Origin of the sequence: Streptomyces sp. SID486 (assembly GCF_009865385.1) — a bacterium.
In the GTDB taxonomy this organism is placed as follows: domain Bacteria; phylum Actinomycetota; class Actinomycetes; order Streptomycetales; family Streptomycetaceae; genus Streptomyces.
The window spans coordinates 1-19046 of sequence record NZ_WWJT01000192.1 but is presented as its reverse complement, the minus strand read 5'-3'; the positions used below and the strand labels follow the sequence as shown (position 1 = coordinate 19046).

Annotated in this window: 17 protein-coding genes, 1 tRNA gene and 1 riboswitch; of the genes, 10 read left to right on the top strand and 8 right to left on the bottom strand. The window is 68.7% G+C overall.

Going from position 1 to position 19046, the window contains the following annotated elements; translation table 11 throughout:
* The first annotated feature begins 199 nt into the window (after positions 1-199).
* Together GT045_RS09545 and GT045_RS09540 are read left to right on the top strand one after the other, a co-directional pair.
* Positions 200-1210 (top strand): hypothetical protein, encoded by a 1011-nt coding sequence (locus GT045_RS09545; protein WP_161291169.1) that lies wholly within the window; start codon positions 200-202, stop codon positions 1208-1210.
* Positions 1211-1447: 237 nt separating this feature from the next.
* Positions 1448-4597: a DEAD/DEAH box helicase gene (locus tag GT045_RS09540; RefSeq protein WP_161333894.1), complete on the top strand. Its 3150-nt coding sequence runs from the start codon at positions 1448-1450 to the stop codon at positions 4595-4597.
* A 76-nt stretch (positions 4598-4673) separates the two neighbouring features.
* On the opposite strand, the gene GT045_RS09535 is transcribed toward GT045_RS09540, so the two are convergent.
* Positions 4674-6431 (bottom strand): DUF262 domain-containing protein, encoded by a 1758-nt coding sequence (locus GT045_RS09535; protein ID WP_161333893.1) that lies wholly within the window; start codon positions 6429-6431, stop codon positions 4674-4676.
* A gap of 199 nt (positions 6432-6630) precedes the next feature.
* Between GT045_RS09535 and GT045_RS09530 the strand changes: the two genes are divergently transcribed.
* Positions 6631-7407 (top strand): hypothetical protein, encoded by a 777-nt coding sequence (locus GT045_RS09530; protein ID WP_161333892.1) that lies wholly within the window; start codon positions 6631-6633, stop codon positions 7405-7407.
* Between the two features lie 313 nt (positions 7408-7720).
* On the opposite strand, the gene GT045_RS09525 is transcribed toward GT045_RS09530, so the two are convergent.
* Both GT045_RS09525 and GT045_RS09520 read right to left on the bottom strand, forming a co-directional pair.
* A complete protein-coding gene (locus GT045_RS09525; protein WP_161333891.1) occupies positions 7721-8206 on the bottom strand; it encodes a DUF2267 domain-containing protein in 486 nt (161 codons plus the stop codon).
* Positions 8207-8610: 404 nt separating this feature from the next.
* A complete protein-coding gene (locus GT045_RS09520) occupies positions 8611-9036 on the bottom strand; it encodes an Hsp20/alpha crystallin family protein (protein WP_202515943.1) in 426 nt (141 codons plus the stop codon).
* A 167-nt stretch (positions 9037-9203) separates the two neighbouring features.
* Between GT045_RS09520 and GT045_RS09515 the strand changes: the two genes are divergently transcribed.
* Positions 9204-9506, top strand: coding sequence for a hypothetical protein (locus GT045_RS09515; RefSeq protein WP_161333890.1), 303 nt, complete (start codon positions 9204-9206; stop codon positions 9504-9506).
* Between the two features lie 120 nt (positions 9507-9626).
* On the opposite strand, the gene GT045_RS09510 is transcribed toward GT045_RS09515, so the two are convergent.
* Complete coding sequence (locus GT045_RS09510; protein WP_161293662.1) at positions 9627-10598, bottom strand: helix-turn-helix domain-containing protein; 972 nt, start codon at positions 10596-10598, stop codon at positions 9627-9629.
* Between the two features lie 106 nt (positions 10599-10704).
* On the opposite strand from GT045_RS09510, the gene GT045_RS09505 reads away from it, so the two are divergent.
* Complete coding sequence (locus GT045_RS09505) at positions 10705-11328, top strand: hypothetical protein (protein ID WP_161333889.1); 624 nt, start codon at positions 10705-10707, stop codon at positions 11326-11328.
* Positions 11329-11607: 279 nt separating this feature from the next.
* Here the strand turns inward: GT045_RS09505 and GT045_RS09500 are convergent, their stop codons facing one another.
* Positions 11608-13143, bottom strand: coding sequence for an MFS transporter (locus tag GT045_RS09500; protein WP_161287669.1), 1536 nt, complete (start codon positions 13141-13143; stop codon positions 11608-11610).
* A 344-nt stretch (positions 13144-13487) separates the two neighbouring features.
* Positions 13488-14801, bottom strand: coding sequence for a DUF445 domain-containing protein (locus tag GT045_RS09495; protein ID WP_161333888.1), 1314 nt, complete (start codon positions 14799-14801; stop codon positions 13488-13490).
* 195 nt (positions 14802-14996) lie between these two features.
* Between GT045_RS09495 and GT045_RS09490 the strand changes: the two genes are divergently transcribed.
* Together GT045_RS09490 and rdgB are read left to right on the top strand one after the other, a co-directional pair.
* On the top strand, positions 14997-16367 hold the full coding sequence (locus GT045_RS09490; RefSeq protein ID WP_161333887.1) for an SGNH/GDSL hydrolase family protein: 1371 nt from the start codon (positions 14997-14999) through the stop codon (positions 16365-16367).
* A 26-nt stretch (positions 16368-16393) separates the two neighbouring features.
* Positions 16394-16996 (top strand): RdgB/HAM1 family non-canonical purine NTP pyrophosphatase, encoded by a 603-nt coding sequence (rdgB, locus tag GT045_RS09485; RefSeq protein ID WP_161291650.1) that lies wholly within the window; start codon positions 16394-16396, stop codon positions 16994-16996.
* 18 nt (positions 16997-17014) lie between these two features.
* Here the strand turns inward: rdgB and GT045_RS09480 are convergent.
* Positions 17015-17101: transfer RNA gene (locus tag GT045_RS09480), tRNA-Leu, on the bottom strand.
* Between the two features lie 39 nt (positions 17102-17140).
* The gene (bcp, locus tag GT045_RS09475) at positions 17141-17608 is read right to left on the bottom strand and encodes a thioredoxin-dependent thiol peroxidase (RefSeq protein ID WP_161291652.1); all 468 of its coding nucleotides are present in this window, start codon (positions 17606-17608) and stop codon (positions 17141-17143) included.
* A 103-nt stretch (positions 17609-17711) separates the two neighbouring features.
* On the opposite strand from bcp, the gene GT045_RS09470 reads away from it, so the two are divergent.
* The 3 genes from GT045_RS09470 (at position 17712) to GT045_RS09460 (ending at position 18919) form a co-directional block, all read left to right on the top strand.
* Positions 17712-18041 (top strand): DUF3618 domain-containing protein, encoded by a 330-nt coding sequence (locus GT045_RS09470; RefSeq protein ID WP_161291654.1) that lies wholly within the window; start codon positions 17712-17714, stop codon positions 18039-18041.
* Between the two features lie 22 nt (positions 18042-18063).
* The gene (locus GT045_RS09465) at positions 18064-18423 is read left to right on the top strand and encodes a co-chaperone GroES (RefSeq protein WP_161291656.1); all 360 of its coding nucleotides are present in this window, start codon (positions 18064-18066) and stop codon (positions 18421-18423) included.
* A gap of 65 nt (positions 18424-18488) precedes the next feature.
* Positions 18489-18561: riboswitch (guanidine-III (ykkC-III) riboswitch) on the top strand.
* A gap of 37 nt (positions 18562-18598) precedes the next feature.
* Entirely contained in the window at positions 18599-18919 is a 321-nt protein-coding gene (locus GT045_RS09460) for a multidrug efflux SMR transporter (protein ID WP_161291658.1), read from the top strand.
* The last annotated feature ends 127 nt before the right edge of the window (positions 18920-19046 follow it).

Here is a 19046-nt window from a genome sequence, read left to right as displayed (position 1 = left end):
ACGCCTACGGCCCTCACGGCGGCCGCCCCCGCACGCCTACGGCCCTCACGGCGGTCGCCCCTACGGCCGACCCACCCTAGGACCCGACCCGACCACCCCACCTGCCCACTTCCACACCGTGGCACCTCCACCCCGGGCACCCCCGCCCCCGCCCCCTCCGCACTCACTTTTGTCATCGCTCGGCAGTACGGTGTCCCCCATGCGCCCCGACACGCCTGCCGAGAACGTCGACCACACCGCCGAAGCGGCACGCCTGGAGCGGACCGCCGGCCTGTACCCCGAGGACACCGAGACCCTCCTCCTCCGGGCGGCGGCCCACCTGGAGCTGTCCGGCGACCGCCCCGCGGCGACCACGCTCTACGACCGCCTGCTCAGCTCCGCGGGCGGCCTGGACGACCCCCACCTGGTACGGGCCCTCAAGGCGTCCAACCTCTGGGAGTACGGCCACGAGGCGGAGGCCAAGGCGATCATCGAGGGCATCCGCGCCACGGCCCCGCGGGACCCGGCGCCCTGGGTGATCGTGGCCGAGGCCCTCGAATCCCACGACGAGCTGGAGGCCGCGGCGGACACCTTCACGGAGGCGGCGAGCCTGCTCCTGCCGGACTCCGCGGAGCCGTCCCCCGCCACCCACCCCGTCCTCTACGGCCGCCACCGCGTCCGCCGCATGCTGGGCCTGCCGCACGACGACTGGGACACCCTCGCGGACTCCCTCCACACGTCCCCGGTCAGCCTGGACGAGCTCCACGACCCCAAACGCGTGTGGTCCCTGGGCTCGGACAACCCGGTGGAGCTCGAAGCGGAGATCTCCCGCCTCAGGGCGGAGCTGGGCGCCTATCGCGAGGCCCTCTCCCGCCCGTTCCCGGTGGCGGTCCTGCACTGGCCGGCCCCGGAACTGGCGGAACTGCTCTCGACGTACCCGACCCTGACCTCGGAGTACCCGTCCCACGAGGCCCACCTGTCGACCATAGAGTCCTCCCTCCGCGAACTCTCCGCCTCCGGCACCCCCAACCTGGGCATCGTCACGGGCACGGTCCCCTCGTACGAGGCGTTCGCCGCCTCGGAAGCCACGTCCCCGGACGACGCCACCCTGCTGCCGCAGTACGCCACGACCCTGGCCTCCCGCGGCCGCGCAGTTGCCTGGCCGCCGCAGCGGGGGGCGGAGTGCTGGTGTGGCTCGACTCAGGTCTACGACACCTGCCACGGCTCCTAACGACATGCCCGCCCCCGCCTGATCTGGCTCCTTGAGTGGTGCCCGCATGCCTGGGCCGCCCAACTGCTCGCGTCCGTGACGGAGAGGATCAGAGCGAGGGGCGGCCCGGGGCCCACCATGCTGGGGTCTGAATCCTTTCCGTCACGGGGCCTTCACTTGTCGGGAGCTGCTGTTAGAACTGATCCGTATCGGCGCGCAAGATCGTGCACGAGCGCAGAGGATCAGGGGGGAGCAGCCATGGCAGAACCGGTGGGCCAGTCCACGCCCATCGCGGGCGTCTACGAGAAGCTGATCACGCAGGACGTACGCGACGAGTTGGAGCGGTTCGAAGCAGCGGGCTGGACCGCCGTAGACGAGCAAGTCAGTCCGGAATCAGCGCCCCACGTCATGGCTCGCTACATCGGCGAAACCGTAAGCCAGAGGTTGGCCGAACTACCGGTTGAAGACCGGGTCAAGGTCGCGAATCAGATCCTCGGAGCCCTGGCCACGGCGAGTACGTCAGGATCGGGTGGCGCCGACCCAGTCAGTGCCATTGTCGAAGGCCCCCGTCAACTCCTGACTCTCGCCAAGCAGGAGGCCCCCGGTGTGTACGCCTTGCGTCCCCTTACGCCGCTGTCGGAGACGTCTCTGATCACCAACTCCCCGGAGGACCTCAGTCTCGGCGCTGAGCTCAGAGCCGAGCTGGCCACGGCAGACCGCATCGACCTCCTGTGCGCCTTCGTGAAGTGGTACGGCATCCGCGTTCTCGAAGGAGCGCTCAGCGCGGCACGGGAAAGAGGCGTCCCGATCCGCGTCATCACGACCACCTACATCGGCGCCACCGACCGCCAGGCGCTCGATCGTCTGGTGCGGGACTTCGGTGCCACCGTCAAGGTGAACTACGAGACCCGCTCGACCCGACTGCACGCCAAGGCGTGGCTGTTCCGACGGGCAACCGGCTTTGACACGGCGTACGTTGGCAGTTCCAACCTTTCGAAGGCGGCACTCCTCGATGGCCTGGAGTGGAACGTACGCCTGTCGTCCGTCGCCACACCCGCTGTACTGAACAAGTTCGAGGCAACCTTCGACGCCTACTGGAACGACATTGCCTTCGAGACGTACGACCCCGACCTCCACGGTGCACGCCTCGACGAAGCACTGTCCCTAGCGAGCGGCAACACTCCCAGCGCGGACCTACAGATCAGTCTCTCCGGTCTGGAGGTGCGCCCCTTCCCCCATCAACGGGACATGCTGGAGCGGCTCACTGTGGAGCGGGAGCTCCGCGGACGACACCGCAACCTCCTGGTCGCGGCCACTGGGACCGGAAAGACGGTGATGGCCGCGCTGGACTACCGGAATCTGTGTGGCAAGTCGGGAGGTAGTCGGCCGAGGCTGTTGTTCGTCGCCCACCGCAAGGAGATCCTGAAGCAGTCCCTGCGCACCTATCGGGAAGTTCTGGACGATGCGTCGTTCGGAGAGCTTCTCCACGCAGGACAAGAGCCACGCGAGTGGAGCCATGTCTTCGCCAGCGTTCAATCGCTCAATGTTCAGCGACTTGAGCAACTGGGCGCTGACCACTTCGACATCATCGTTATCGACGAGTTCCACCATGCAACGGCAGCTACCTACCGGCGGGTCATCGAGCACTTCTCGCCCACGGAGCTGCTTGGCCTGACGGCGACCCCGGAGCGGATGGACGGCCTCAATGTCCAAGATGAATTCTTCGGCGGCCGGATCGCCGCCGAGCTGCGACTTTGGGAAGCCCTGGAGAACGACCTGCTCTCTCCCTTCCACTACTTCGGCATCCCAGACGGAACGAACCTGACGAACCTCGGTTGGCAGAAGGGTTCGTACGCGGACCAGGAACTGGACAACCTCTATACCGGCAACCATGCGCGCGCCCGGATCGTGGTCAGACAGATCCAGGACAAGATCGCCAACCCCGGCGCCATGCGGGCGTTGGGCTTCTGCGTAACCAAGGCACACGCTCACTTCATGGCGGACTTCTTCCGACAGGCCGGCTTCAAGGCAACGGCTCTCGACAGTGACTCGCCTTCCCATGTGCGCTCTCAAGCGCTGTCCGACCTACGGGACAACAAGCTACAAGTCATCTTCTCCGTCGACCTGTTCAACGAAGGACTCGACATCCCCGATGTCGACACGCTGCTGCTCCTCCGCCCCACCAACAGCGCCACGGTCTTCCTGCAGCAGCTGGGGCGCGGACTGAGGCGAACCGAGACGAAGCCGGTACTCACCGTCCTCGATTTCATCGGCCAGCACCGGGCTGAGTTCCGTTTCGAGGAGCAGTTCCGGGCACTGACCAATCTGTCGAGGAACCGACTCCTCGACCACATAGAGCACGACTTCCCCCAGTTGCCGTCAGGCTGCCAGATCATCCTGGAGGGCAAGTCGAAAGAGCTCGTCCTCAACAACATCCGGACCCAGCTCGGTGCCACCGTGAAGACGCTGGCGAAGGAGGTCAAGGCTTACGACACGCCACGCCTCACTGACTACCTTCGAGAGAGCCGCCGGGAGATCAAGGAGCTGTACAAGAGTGGCAACTCCTGGACGAGCATCCTGCGTCGCGCCGGCCTCGTGGACGGAGCCGTGCCCCACGGGGAAGACGCGCTCCTCAAGCGGGTCCACGCCTTCCTGCACGTGGACGACCCAGAGCGGGCGGATGCCTACCTGCGTCTCCTCGGCGACGACGTCCTGCCGTACGCAGAACTGAGCCCCACGGACCAGTCCTACGCCCGCATGCTCTTCTTCAACCTCTGGGACAACGCGGGCGGGTTCACCAGCTTCCAGGAAGGTCTGGACGCGCTACGTGCCCAGGTGTCGGTGCGGGATGAGCTGCGGCAGGTCATCTCGCACGTCATCGAAGAGGCAGAGCACCTGCCCATCCCCCTGCCTGGTCACCTCAGCGACGTCCCGTTGCAGATCCATAGCTCCTACAACCGCTCCGAGATCCTCGCCGCCCTCGGGGTGGCCCGCTTCGGCGGTCAGATGCCCCGCTCCTTCGCACAGGGCGTGCAATGGGTCGACAGCCTGCAAACCGACGCACTGCTCGTCACGTTGGACAAGAATGAGAAAGACTTCTCGCCCACCATCCGGTACAAGGACTATGCGCTGAGCCCCACGCTCTTCCACTGGGAGTCCCAGAACGCCATTGCCGCCGACTCTCCCACTGGCTTGCGCTACCAACAACACGTGAGCCGCGGCAGCCGCGTTCTCCTGTTCATGCGCCGTTACAAGAGCACGGACATAGGCAAGTCGCAGCCGTGGATGCTTCTTGGGCCTGCCACGTACGAGCACCACACGGGCAGCAAGCCAATGGCTATCACGTGGCGCCTGGACCACGAGCTGCCTGCCGACGTGTGGACTTACGCAGCCATCAGTGCTGGGTAGTTGGGAAGTTCAGGCCGGCCCTACGGTCGGCCGGCCTGCCTTTTCCCAGAACGATCACGAGCTCGAAGTCAGCTGGTCATACCCAATGAGAACCGTTCGGCCACACCTTGAGGGCGTATTCTGCCAACTGGGCCTGGCGCGCCTTGATGCCATCAACCCGCCACATCCAGTTCTCGCCATCCCACAGCTCATGGATGTTCGTTTGCGAAGAGATGAGCAGAGCAGATCCGGTGTAGAGGTCGGCTTTTTCCGGGAATGACAGATTGGCCTGCGACTGATTTTTCTTCCCCGCCAGGAGCGTCAAATTACCCAACCGACTCACCCAATCCTCGTGATCTTCGAGCCGCAACTCCTTATCCGGCTTCTGTGGGTAGATGTTCTCAACGTGAACTTTCCCGTCCCCTAGAACTACTTCCTCACGGATGTCGTTCTCCAATCGCAAGTACTGCTCCATCTGAGCCAGGAGGTAGCGTGCCTGCGATTGTTTAGGAATAGATGCTTCCAGGAAGTCGGACTTGAACGTCTCATCATCCGGAATCCAGCCCAGCACCCTGTGCAGGACTTCATCCAGGCGGGCCCCCCTGGCGAGCTCCTTTGCCGCACTGAAGACGTTCTCCTCCAGCAGGGTTGACTCACGCCTGCCTACGACTGTCCATCGCACGTAGTAGCTAATCGACGCCTCAACCAGCGCTTGCAGCTGGGGGTACGAATGTTCGCCGGATGCCGAGAGCAGGAGCGGATACAGGGCATCTGCACTCATCGCCTTGATCTCACCAAGAGCCGCATCAAATTCAGTGATCCCGGTGCTTCCGTTGATAAGTTCCGCATACCTGCCGGCGGCACCTTCAAGTTCGGCAGAGAACGCACCGACCCCGTAGACCTGCGGACGCTTGTCGAAGTGACCACTCAGGTCCCTACGGATAGTCGTATACAGGCTGTGCGACTTGACGTCACCATGCTTTGACACCCAGAAATGGCGAAGGAACTTCTCGATTTCCTCGCGCCTGTCGAAGCCGTCCAGGAGCGACCGCCACGCATCGTTGACGCGGTTTTTTTCATGCTCACTCCTACTCTTCTCCATCAAGAAGTTTCGAACCAGATCCACGGTAGAAAGATCCTTCCCGCGTGAATTAATCGTCTCGAAGACTTCATTCGCATCACTGGATGAGGGGGTCTGAATCTCAACGAAGACGAGTCCGTTGATGAGGCACTCCCGCAGAGAGTCGAGATAGTCCAGGCGCATCTCATCATCGGGAAAACCTTGCAGGCGGGCCATGATCTTGGAGCGAAAGTTGTTGTACGCATCCAATATCAGCCGATGCGAGGGTCGCCCCGGGTTCTCGATGTTGGGGCATTCGCCGAGCGTTTCATTCCAATCCTGGATGCGATCACGGAAGAAATCCCTGTCAAACAGGGACAGAACGAGGAAGTACTCCATCGGTTCTTTGCGTCCGGACTTGCGTGCAATATAGTCGCGCTGAATATTGTTGGCGCTAGAAATACCCTCTGGCGACTTCATGCTCCACAGTGTGTCCCTTATAGCGGCTATGAGAATCGTTGAGGTCGTGAGGCGCTGCTGGCCGTCAAGAAGGGACCGCCCCTGCTTGGAGTCCGCAGTGATGGTCACAACCGGACCGATAAAGTACTCCGCCGACGACTCTCGTCCACTCTCTCGAGACTCCTTGAACTTCTCGATGTCAGCCCAGAAGACATCGACTTCCTTCTTCGTCCACGCGTATTGCCGCTGACTGTCGTCTGGAACGGTGACAATGGGATTGTTGGCACCAATCAGTTGGCCGAGCGTCTGCCGCTGCGCCTGCTTGATGATTGCCATCTGGGGACCTCCAGTTGTCTAGGGCAGGCTGAGCGTACCGCCCATCCCGGTTACCACGAGACAGAAACGGCCAGACAGACCGCAGCACCCGTGTCGCTTGCTGGGGCACCAACTGCCCAGCACGGCGCTGGCACTGTGCGGGCTGCTACATTCAGTGGTCAAGCACCTGGGGTGGGTGCCGGACGGTAGGCAGGGGGCCATGAGCTTTTCCAGCGATAACACGGCGGCTCATAACTTGCACACGCTTCTCTCGCGTGTCCGCAATTCGACGGAAAGCACGATAGCCGGATCGTGGTCCGCGGTCCTGGAGGCAGAGTGGGGGACGCTTGAATTCACTCGCCGGCATACCGAAGTCGTGGCATTGCTGCAACTGACGATGCAACAGTTGGTAGCGCTACCCGAGCGGCAGCGAATCCGGTGCGAGCGCCATGTAAGTGCTTGGTGGTATGCCGTGATGCAACCCGTCACCAACTGGATGGATGAGACCAGGCTTGTACGCTCCATCATTGACGACGACAAGTTGGATCACCTTGAATCCACAGCTGACCTGATCTCAGGCCATCTCGTCGGATCGAACGCTGCGCCCCGCAGCACGGACCTGGAGCAGATGCGGTCCACCTGCCATGAATGGGTTGATCTGCTCACCACTATGGACGAGACGGAGATCAGTGGACCCGTGCGGGATCAGCTGATCTCACAGCTCCGTCATGTCATATGGCTGGTCGATCATGCCGGCACTTTCGGCGGAGCCCGAGTCGCCGAGGAAGCAAGCACGGTCATAGGCTCACTCGCCCAGGCTTCTGCTTCCGTGGTCAATATGCAGGAAGAGAGCGCGAGTCGCTGGAAGAAGGCATTCCTTGCCCTTGTGACTGCCTGCGTCGTGTTCAATCAGGCGTCACCAATATTTCAGGAATCGATCACGGCGGGCGAACAGATAGTAAAGGAGATTACTTCTGCTATCGGTGATGACCGCTAAGCTGCGGGCGCTGCTGAACTTGATCGAGTGATGTCGGGAGGTTGTGCCTGACATCGATCCAGGGAGAAGGACCGACAGGTCGCCACCGCGTTGCGGGTAAGCAGGCGGTCGGTGGAGCGGTGACGCCGGGCTTGCCGGGCTTGGTGCGAGCTGCCCGGCAACACCCACTGGTCGCAAGGCGGGGAACGCACCCGGGGCAGTCGACGCCGACCTCACCTATTCAAGATCAGTAGCGGCTGGCGCATGGCCCCATGGGGCTCCGAAGTGCGACGGGCGCCACCCGCAGGGATGGCGCCCGGGCTTCGATGTGTTGTTATGCCGCCCGGGCCAGGTCCGCGCGTCCGAAGAGCAGGGCGTATCCCGGAGGCAGTTGGTTCAGGAGGTTGGTGGTGACGGAGTCGCCCACGTAGGCCGACAGGGCGCTCAGGACCGAGCTGACGTCCCAGCGGGCCGTGGCCGGGGTCGAGTTCTCGATGCGCGTCGCCACCGAGTCGACGAACTCGCGCGCCGTCAGGGGGTGGGGTGCGGGGATCTGGGAGGCGATCAGGCGGCCTGCCTCGCGGGGCAGCGCCTGGGCGAGGGAGACGCGTTCGTCACCGGTGACGTGGCTGCCCAGGGCCGTCAGGACGATGCGGGTGAGGCGCTCCGCCTCCGCGCTCGTCGGGTACTGGCCCGCCTCACGCACCGCCTCGGTCAGCTGCAGCCAGCCGGCGTCCTCGGCCGCGTCCAGGGTGCGGGGACGCAGCACCGGGGCCGGGGCGGGGATGGTGGTTCTGGGCTGCGGGGTCGTCACGGTCATCGGGGTGGCTCCTCCTCCGGGACACTTCGGGGCACCGACAAGCCCGGTACCCCGTAATGCGGCGGACATGAGCGGGAGTTCGGCCAATGTGCGGCATGTGCTGTCATGCGACGTGTGGGGCCTTCGGCACGGCGTGGGACCGCGGTGGGTCGACGGTCGTCGGCGACGCCGGCGCGCCCCGGGCCCGTCCACCGGCCCGGCGCGCGCCCGTCCACCGGCATGGCGCGGGGCGGCTGGGTGAGGCCGGTGGTCGGGGGCGGCGGCCGGAGGGCGGCTGCGCTGAACCGGTGCCGGGGGCCGCGGCGGGCCGGTGGCCGGGTCAGCCCGGGCGCTGCGGCGGCGTGCGGAGGCGTCCCGGTCCCGCTCGTCTTCGGGATGCCTCCGCGACGTCGGCGACGGCTGTGTCAGCCGGTCAGCTGCCTGTGGTCGCCGCTGCCGCCGCTGATCTGGATGCGGCGCGGCTTGGCCCGCTCGGCCACCGGGATGCGCAGGGTGAGGACGCCCGCCTCGTAGGAGGCGTCGATGCGGTCGGTGTCGAGGGTCTCCCCCAGGAACAGCTGGCGGGTGAACGTGCCCTTGGGGCGTTCCGCGACCAGCATCTCCGCGCCCTCGGGGGCCGGGCTGCGCCGCTCCGCGCGGACATTGAGGACATTGCGCTCGACGTCCAGCTCGATCGTCTCGGGGTCGATACCGGGGAGGTCGAAGTGGACCAGGAAGTCGTCCCCGGAGCGGTAGGCGTCCATCGGCATCGCCGACGGCCGGGCGTCGGTGCCGAACGCCTGCTGGACGAAGCGGTCGAAGTCCCGGAACGGGTCGGTACGCATGAGCATCACGGGTCTCCTTACTTCAGCGATTGGGTGCGATGCCCTTCACCTCTTTATATAGCCGACGACCGGAAAGTTGACAAGCATCGACTCAGGTTGGCTGCGCCCTGTCGCGTGCGCGCTAGCCTCGGGAGCAGACATAAGGCAACACATAAGGCAACAAGGAGGCACTCATGGCCAGGGTTCCCAGCGCGGTCGTCGCCGCCACCGGGCTCGTCGGCGGCTACGGCGTCGCCCGCTGGACGAAGAAGCGTCAGCTGGGCGGTGCGGTCCTGGCCGTCGCCGGTGCCGCCGCCGCGCAGCAGTGGCGTGCGCGGGCCGGCGGCAAGGCCGCGGGTGCGCTGAGCGCCGCGTACGTGGCCGCCTTCGCCGGGTCCCACCCGCTCGCCAAGAAGGTCGGCGCCTGGCCGTCCGTCCTCGGTGTCGCCGGCGCCGTCGCCGTCGCCTCCTGGGCCGTCGCCGACCGCCAGGGCTGAGACGACCGCCCGATCGCGGCCGGCGTCCCGTCCTCAGCCGGGCCCGGAGGCGCCCTCGACCGGACCTGGAGGCTTCCTCAGCCAGGTCCGGAGGCCCATCGACCGGACCTGGAGGCTTCCTCAGCCTGGCCCGATGGGTTCCTCAGCGCCACGCCGGAAGGACCTGCGGTAGCCCTGCGGGCTCGTCCCGACCACCCGGCGGAACCGTTCCCGGAAGGCCGTCGGCGACCCGAACCCGGTCTGTCCGGCGATCCGTTCCACCGGGTGATCCGTCGTCTCCAGCAGATGCTGCGCCCGCCGCACCCGCGCCCGGTGCAGCCACCGGAGCGGTGTCGTACCGGTCTGCTCGCGGAAGCGGCGGTTGAGGGTACGGGTGCTCATGCCGGCCTTCGCCGCGATCTCGTCCAGCGCCAGGTCGCGGTCGCAGTGGTCCTCCAGCCAGCGCAGCAGGGGCTCCAGGGCCGCGCCGGCCGGCGCCGGGGGCAGTTCCGGGACGATGAACTGCGCCTGCCCGCCCTCCCGTTCCAACGGCATCACGGACAGCCGTGCCGTGTGCGCGGCGACCGCCGAGCCGAAGTCGGTGCGGATCATGTGCAGGCACATGTCCAGGGCCGCCGCCGCGCCCGCCGACGTCAGGAACCGGCCGTTGTCGACGTAGAGGACGTTCGGGTCGACGGTCACCTTCGGGTACAGCGCGGCCAGCCGGGCGGCCGCGGTCCAGTGTGTCGTCGCCCGCAGGCCGTCCAGCAGTCCCGTCGCCGCGAAGAGGAACGCGCCCACGCAGATCGACGCGATGCGGGTGCCGTCCGCCGCCGCCGAGCAGAGCGCTTCGGCGACCCCCGGCGGCAGCGTCTCCGGCGGTTCGGCCACGCCGGGCAGGATGATCGTGTCGGCCTCCGCCAGTGCCTCCAGGCCGTACGGCGCTCGCACGGTGAAGGCACCGGCGTCCACCTCACGCTCGGCCGCCGAGCACACCCGCACCCGGTACGGCTGCCGGCCGTCGGGCAGCCGCGCCCGGCCGAAGGTGTCGACGGGGACGGACAGATCGAACGGGATGACGCCGTCCAGCGCCAGTACGGCCACGGTGTGCATGGCAGGACGATAGACGTACGACGGGAGGCGGCGGTGGCGGGAATCCGTCGACAGGTGGCAATCCCGCCACTGTCGCGGGTGGAACCGCCACTCCTACCGTCCTCCCGTGACCAAGTTCCTCCTCGCCGTGCACGTCATCGCCGCGATCCTCGCCGTCGGGCCGGTCGCCGTCGCCGCCAGCATGTTCCCGCCCGCCGCCCGCCGGGCCCTGGCCGCCGGCACCGCCGGTACCGCCGGCACCGGGGATTCCCGCGGCCCCGGCCACTCCCTGGGTCCCGATGGCCCCGGCGGGCCCGGCGGCCCCGGTGACCCCGGCGGGCCCGGCGGCCCCAATGGCCTCGGCAGGCCCCGCGGCCCCGGTGACCTCGGCGGTACCGGCGGCTCCGGTGACCGCTATGTCCCCGGCGACGTCGGGACGCTCCGGCTGCTGCACCGGATCTGCCGGGTGTACGCCGTGGTCGGCGTCGTGGTCCCCGTCTTCGGGTTCGCGACCGCGAGCCAGATGGGGGTGCTCGGCAGCGCCTGGCTGATCGTGTCGATCGCGCTGACCGCTCTCGCCGCGCTGGTCCTCGCCGCGGTGGTGCTGCCCGCCCAGAGCGCTCTCGTCGAAGGCGGCGGCACGGCCGCGGTGACCGTCCGGCTCGGGATGTCCACCGGTCTGTTCAACCTGCTGTGGGCCGCCGTGACGGTCCTGATGATCGTCCGGCCCGGCTCCACGACCGGCGCCTGACCGGCCGACGCCGGTCCCGGCCGACGGCGCTCCCGGCCGACAGCGGCCCCGGCCGACAGCGGTCCCGGCCGACAGCGGTCCCGGCCGACAGCGGTCCCGGCCGACGGCGCCTCCAGCCGGACACCGACGCCCCTGACGGGACCGCCGCGCCCAGCCGGACGACGCCACGTCGGCCGAACACCCGCCGCCCCCAACTGGACACCGGCGCGCCCGGCCGGACACCAGCGCACCCGGCCGGGCGCCGTCGCCGTCAGCCGGAGAGCCGGCCAGCGGGACGTGTCACGGGCTGCTCGCCGCCGGGGGTGCCGTAGGACCGCGGCCCGGTCCCCCGGACGCGCTCTTCGTCGCCGCCTTGGCGCGGCTCGCCACCGCCGTCAGCGGGCGGGCGATGTCCTCCAGGGAGCGGCGTTCGGCCCGTACCGCCAGCGCCGCCGCGACCAGGCCGGCCGCGCACATCAGCGCCGCGCCGACACAGAAGGCGAGGACCGTGTCGCCGACCTTGCCGGTGCTCGTGAGGTCGGCGAACAGCAGCGGGCCGCTGATGCCGCCGGCCGCGGTACCGAGGGCGTAGAAGAAGGCGATGGACATCGCCCTCGTCTCCATCGGGAAGATCTCCGACACCGTCAGGTAGGCGCTGGACGCGCCCGCCGAGGCGAAGAACAGCACCACGCACCAGCAGGCGGTCAGCGTGCTCGCGCTCAGCGAGCCCCGGCCGAAGAGCCACGCCGTGCCGAACAGCAGCACCCCCGAGAGCAGGTAGGTCGAGGAGATCATCACGCGCCGGCCGACCGTGTCGAAGAGCTTGCCGAGCAGCAGCGGGCCGCAGAAGTTGCCGACCGCGATCACCGCGAAGTAGTAACCGGTGTGATCCGACGGCACGTCGTAGAACTTGGTCAGGATCGCGCCGAAGCCGAAGGTGATCGCGTTGTACAGGAACGCCTGTCCGATGAAGAGGGAGAAGCCGAGCGCCGCGCGCTTGCGGTACTGGCCGAAGACCGTGCGGGCGATCTCCAGGAACGTCACGCTCTTGCGCTGGTGGATCTCCAGCTCGCCCTGCGGCGCCGGCAGCCGCTCGCCCTTCTCCGCCTCCACCTGGCGCTCGATACCGGTGACGATCTCCTCCGCCTCCGCGTCCCGGCCGTGGATCAGCAGCCAGCGCGGACTCTCCGGGACGTGCCGCCGGACGAGGAGGATGACCAGGGCGAGGACGGCGCCGAGGGCGAACGTCAGCCGCCAGCCGACGTTCGCGGCCAGCAGGTCCGTGTTCAGCGCGACGATAGAGAGCAGCGAACCGCCCACCGCGCCCAGCCAGAAGCTGCCGTTGATCATCAGGTCGACCCGGCCGCGGTAGTCGGCCGGGATCAGCTCGTCGATCGCGGAGTTGATCGCCGCGTACTCACCGCCGATACCGAAACCGGTCAGGAAGCGGAAGGTGAAGAACCACCACGCCTCCCAGGAGACGGCCGTCAGAGCCGTCGCCGCGAGGTAGACCGCCAGCGTGATCATGAAGAGCTTCTTGCGGCCCCAGCGGTCCGTGAGACGCCCCCAGAACAGGGCACCGAAGCAGGCACCGGCCACGTACAGCGCCGCGGCGATGCCGGTGACCTGGCCGGAGGAGATCGACAGACCGCTGCCGGGCTCCGACAGCCGGCTGGCGATGTTGCCGACGACCGTGACCTCCAGGCCGTCCAGGATCCACACGGTGCCCAGGCCGATGACGATCGTCCAGTGCCAGCGTGACCAGGGCAACCGGTCCAGCCGGGCGGGAATGTCGGTGGTGATGGTCCGGCCGGTCTCGGCCTCGGCTGCGCTCATGGGCTCCCTCCTCGCCGAAGGACGGATACCGGGTGCCCTGGCCCTGGCGAAATAGACCGGGCGCGGGCCGCGAACGCCCGGACGGCCCCGGCACACAACCGGAACGGCCCACTCGACCCCCGGCACCGGACACCCCGGCCCCACTCGCCCCTCCGGCACCGGACACCCCGGCCCCACTCGCCCCTCCGGCACCAGACAACTCCGGCCCCGCTCGACTCTCCGGGCCCTGCGACGCAGGCCCTCACCCTCCGGCCCCTAAGACCTCGGCCCCCTCCCCCTCCGGCCCCTACGACCTCGGCCCGCTCACCCTCCGCCGCCTCCGCCGCCTCCGCCCGGCCCGCCGCTCAGGCACCCAGCCCCCGCGAGACCGCGTAGATCACCACGCCGGCCAGCGAGCCCACCACCGTGCCGTTGATGCGGATGAACTGGAGGTCGCGGCCGATGTGTGCCTCGATCTTCCGGGTGGTGTGCTCGGCGTCCCAGCCCGCCACCGTGTCCGTGATCAACGAGGTGATCTCCTTGCGGTACGTCGTCACGACGTGCACCGCCGCGCCCTCCACCCAGCTGTCCACCTTCCCCTGCACCTTCGGCTCGGTCGCCATCCGCGCGCCCAGGGAGAGCAGCGCGGCCCGTACCCGCTGCCGCAGCTGGCTGTGCTCGTCGTCCGCCGCCGCCACGATCATCGACCGTACGGCCGTCCACGCGGACGCGATCAGGTCCTGCACCTCGCCCCGGCCCAGCACCTCGCCCTTGAGCCGCTCCACCCGAGCCCGCGTGTCCGTGTCGGACTGCAGGTCGGAGGCGAAGTCGGTGAGGAAGCGGTCCAGCGCGCCGCGCGCCGGGTGCGAGGGCATGTCCCGCATCTCGGTGACGAACCGCAGCAGCTCCTTGTAGACCCGCTCGCCGACCTTCCGGTCCACGAACCGCGGGGTCCAGCCGGGCGCGCCCCCCTCCACGGCCACCATCACGTCGTCCCGGTGCAGCACCAGCCAGTCGTGCGCGCGGCTCACGACCAGGTCCACCGCGCGCCGGTGGCCGCCGTCGGCGACGATCTTCTCCAGCATCTTGCCGATGCCGGGGGCGATCTCCTGGGCGTCCGCCCGGCGGGTGATCGCCTCGCCGACGACCGCCTGCACGTCCGAGTCGCGCAGCACGGTCAGCGCCCCGCGCAGCGCGGTGGCCAGTTCCGCCGTGACCCGGTCCGCATGCTCGGGCTCCGCGAGCCAGACGCCGAGCCGGCTGCCGATGCCGACCGCGCGCAGCCGCTGCCGTACGACGTCCTCGGAGAGGAAGTTCTCCCCGACGAACTCGCCCAGTGAGACGCCCAGCTGGTCCTTCTTCGTGGGGATGATCGCGGTGTGCGGGATGGGCAGCCCCAGCGGGTGCCGGAAGAGCGCGGTGACGGCGAACCAGTCGGCGAGGGCACCGACCATGCCGGCCTCGGCGGCCGCCGCCACGTATCGCGTCCACTGTCCGGCGCCCTGGTGCCCGGCGAGTGTGGCCAGGACGTAGACCACGGCCACGAACAGCAGCATCCCGGTCGCCGTGAGCTTCATGCGGCGCACCCCGCGCCGGCGCTCCTCGTCGGCCGGGGTGAACGCCGTCATGGTCCGGTACGACCCGGCCCGGCCCGGTGTTCCCGTCTCGGTAGGTTCCATCAGCTCCACCCGTTCGGTGATCCCGCACACAATTGTCCCTTCCTGCCCGACTCGCGGAACAGAACGGGAGTTCCCGGCGTCTGACCGGACGGGAGCGGTGGCAGGGTCCTGTCAGGTCTCCCCGGCCCATGTCGCATCATGGGTCCAGCATGATCGGAGCCGTGGGCTCCCGTCTCCGAGGAGAACGACACCAGCATGGCCGAGCGTCATGGTTATGCCGTCCTGAGCGCACTCGTCGCACTGGTCGTGGCCCTGTCCGGCGCCATATACGTCGCCGTCGCCGCCGATGACGGCACCCCCCGCGGCACCCTCGTCGACGGCCGCCCGCTCCACGGTTCCGCCGCCCCCGCCTCCACCGGCACCTGGGTCGGCGCCTGGGCCACCGCCCCCGTCGGCGGTGAACCGGGCACCGAGGTGTCCGGCCTGGCGGGCCGCTCGGTCCGTAACGTGGTGCACGCGAGCACCGGTGGTACGAGTGCCCGCGTCACGCTGTCCAATCTCTACGGGCGGTCACCCCTCACCCTCAGCCACGCCTCCCTCGCCCTGTCCGCGGGTGGCGGCAGCGCGGCCGCCGCCGCGGGGACGATGCGGCGCCTCACCTTCGACGGCGGTGCGGGCGTCGTCGTACCGGCCGGCGGACAGGCCGTCAGCGACGCCGTGGCGCTGAGCATCCCGCACGGCGCCGACGTCCTCGTCACCACCTACTCCCCCACCCCGTCCGGCCCGGTCACCTACCACCCGCACGCCCGGCAGACGTCGTACCTCGCCACCGGCGACCGCACCGAGGACGCGACCGGCGCGCCGTACACCGAACAGACCCCGTACTGGCGGTACCTGACGGCCCTTGACGTCCTCGGCGACGAGGCCGCCGGCACCGTCGTCGTCCTCGGCGACTCCATAACCGACGGCATCACCTCCACCGCCGGCGCCAACCGCCGCTGGCCCGACGTCCTCGCCGGCCGGCTGCGCAGCGCCCTGCGCAGCGGTGAGCAACTGCCGCGCTACAGCGTCGTCAACGAGGGCATCAGCGGCAACCAGGTCCTCGCCGACGGCGGCGGCAGCCACCGAGGGCCCGGACGGGCGCGTGCAGGGGGCAGCCCCGTCGCCGAGAACCAGAGCGGTCAGGGCCGTTTCGGCCGTGACGTCCTCGCCCGCCCCGGCGTCAGAGCGGTCGTCGTCGACCTCGGCGTCAACGACATCCTGCGCAACCCCCGGCTCGCCGACCCCGCCCGGGTCGTCGGCGGTCTGCGGGCCCTGGTCCGCCAGGCGCACGGCCGCGGTCTGAAGGTCGTCGGCGCCACCCTGATGCCCTTCGAGGGCCACCGCGGGTACAGCGCCGAGCGGGAGGCGGTGCGCCGGCGGATCAACGCCGAGATCCGGGCCGGCGGCGTGTACGACGCGGTCGTCGACTTCGACCAGGCCCTCAAGGACCCCTACGACCCGCGCCGGTTGCGTCCCGAGTACGACTCCGGCGACCACCTGCACCCCAGCGACCTGGGCTACCGCACCATGGCCGAGGTCTTCGACCTGCGCACGCTGGACGGCGCGGGGCAGGCGGAGCTGTAGCCGGACGGCGAGGAATACTGGCGGGCATGACCCGCTTGATCCTCGCCACCCGCAACGCCGGAAAGCTCACCGAACTGAGGGCGATCCTCGCCGAGGCCGGACTGCCGCACGAACTGATCGGCGCCGACGCCTTCCCGGAGGTCCCCGACGTCAAGGAGACCGGCGTCACCTTCGCCGAGAACGCCCTCCTCAAGGCCCACGCCCTGGCGCAGGCCACCGGCCTGCCCGCGGTCGCCGACGACTCCGGCCTCTGCGTGGACGTCCTGAACGGCGCCCCCGGCATCTTCTCCGCCCGCTGGGCCGGCCGCCACGGCGACGACCGGGCCAACCTGGAGCTGCTGCTCGCCCAGATCTCCGACATCGCCGACGGCCACCGCGGCGCCCACTTCGCCTGCGCGGCGGCCCTGGCACTGCCGGACGGCACGGAACGCGTGGTGGAGGGGCAGCTGCGGGGCACCTTGCGGCACAGCCCCGCCGGCACGCACGGCTTCGGCTACGACCCGGTCCTCCAGCCGGAGGGCGAGACCCGGACGTGCGCCGAGCTGACCCCGGACGAGAAGAACGCCATCAGCCACCGCGGGAAGGCGTTCCGGGCGCTGGTGCCGGTGGTGCGGGAACTGCTGGGCTGAACAGCGGCGCAGGAACTCTGGTGCGGCCGGAGGGACTCGAACCCTCACGGGAGTTACCCCACTGGGACCTAAACCCAGCGTGACTGCCAATTCCACCACGGCCGCCTGGTGCTGCCCGGCCATGCTAGCGGCCGGGCAGTACGTTCAGATGCCCAGATCCTTGATGATCTTTGCCACGTGACCGGTGGCCTTGACGTTGTAGAGGGCCCGTTCGACCTTGCCGTCCTCGTCCACGACCACCGTGGAGCGGATGACGCCGACGACGGTCTTGCCGTACAGCTTCTTCTCGCCGAAGGCGCCGTACGCCTCCAGGACCTGCTTGTCGGGGTCGGCCAGCAGGGTCACCCGCAGGGACTCCTGCTCACGGAACTTCGCCAGTTTCTCCGGCTTGTCCGGTGAGATGCCGATGACGTCGTAGCCGGCGGTGGCCAGGACCTCGAGGTTGTCGGTGAAGTCGCATGCCTGCTTGGTGCAGCCGGGGGTCAGGGCGGCCGGGTAGAAGTAGACGATGACCTTGCGGCCCTTGCGGTCCGACAGGGACACCTCGTTGCCGTCGGCGTCGGGGAGGGTGAAGGCGGGGGCCACGTCCCCGGGCTGGAGTCGCTCGCTCATCGGACCAGCCTAACCGGGGGGCCTTGCGGTGCGGTGTGGCCATGAGCTGACAGACTGTCCGGAAGAGCATCAGCAGACTTCGGCAGACTTCGGAGGCCGTACGGTGGCGGACACGTCGGACACACGAACCCCGGCGCAGATCGAGGCGGACATCAAGCGCCGCCGTGAGGTGCTGGCCGAGACGCTCGACGAGATCGGGGTGCGGGTGCACCCGAAGACCATCGTCGGGGATGCGAAGGCCAAGGTCGTCGCCCATGTCGATCACACGGTCGGACGAGCGTATGTGCAGGTCAACCGGGTGGTGAGCGATGTCAGGACGCGCTTCGTGAACGACGAGGGGGCACCTCGGCTGGAGCGGGTCGTGCCGGTCGCGCTCGTCGTCGTGGGTGTCGTGGGGCTGCTGGCCCTCGGGGCCCGGCGGCGCCGGGACTGACCGGGACAGGTAGGTTCGAGGCGTGAGCGCCAACAGAAACGAGCACAGCACTCCCCACCACGACAAGCTGCCCATCCGGATGCTGCACGACCGGGTTCTCGTGCGGCAGGAGACCGGTGAGGGCGAGCGGCGGTCGGGGGGCGGCATTCTGATTCCCGCCACCGCGGCGGTCGGACGGCGGCTGGCCTGGGCCACGGTCGTCGCGGTCGGCCAGAACGTGCGGACGGTGGAGCCCGGCGACCGTGTCCTGTTCGACCCGGAGGACCGGGCCGAGGTCGAGGTGCGGGGTGTGGCGTACGTGCTCATGCGCGAGCGTGACCTGCACGCCGTCGCCGCGGACCGGTTCGAGGGGTCGGAGGACTCCACGGGCCTGTACCTGTGACGCGGGGGTCTTAGCCGCGAAGCGAGCGTGGAGAGGGCCGGTGACCATCGTCACCGGCCCTCTTCACGTGCTTTTGCTATGTTCGGAAGGAACCCGACGAGACGCGCCGTACCGGGTCGAAGGCAAAGACGACGCACCCCGGAGAAAGTCGTCGTTCGTCTCGGAGGTGCCTGTCATGGCCTGGGTTCTGCTTGTCGTCGCCGGTCTGCTGGAGGTCGGCTGGTCGGTCGGGATGAAGTACAGCGAGGGTTTCACCCGGCTGGTCCCGAGCCTGCTCACCGGCGCCGGCATCGTCGCCAGCATGGTACTGCTGTCGTACGCCGCGAAGTCCCTGCCCATCGGTACGGCCTACGGCGTGTGGGTGGGCATCGGCGCGGCCGGTGCGGCGGTGCTCGGCATGGTGGTGCTGGGCGAGCCGGTCACCGCCGCCCGCATCTTCTTCGTGTGCCTGCTGCTGGTCGCCGTGGTGGGGCTGAAGGCGACCAGCGGTCACTGAGCCGTCCGGCCGCTGACCGCCGGGTGGCCCGCGGTCACCGAGCCTTCCGGCCCGCGACCGCGGGGCCGCCCGTGGCGGACGTCAGGTGCCGGGGCCGCCGCCACCGGTCGTCGGCCCGCCGCCCGTC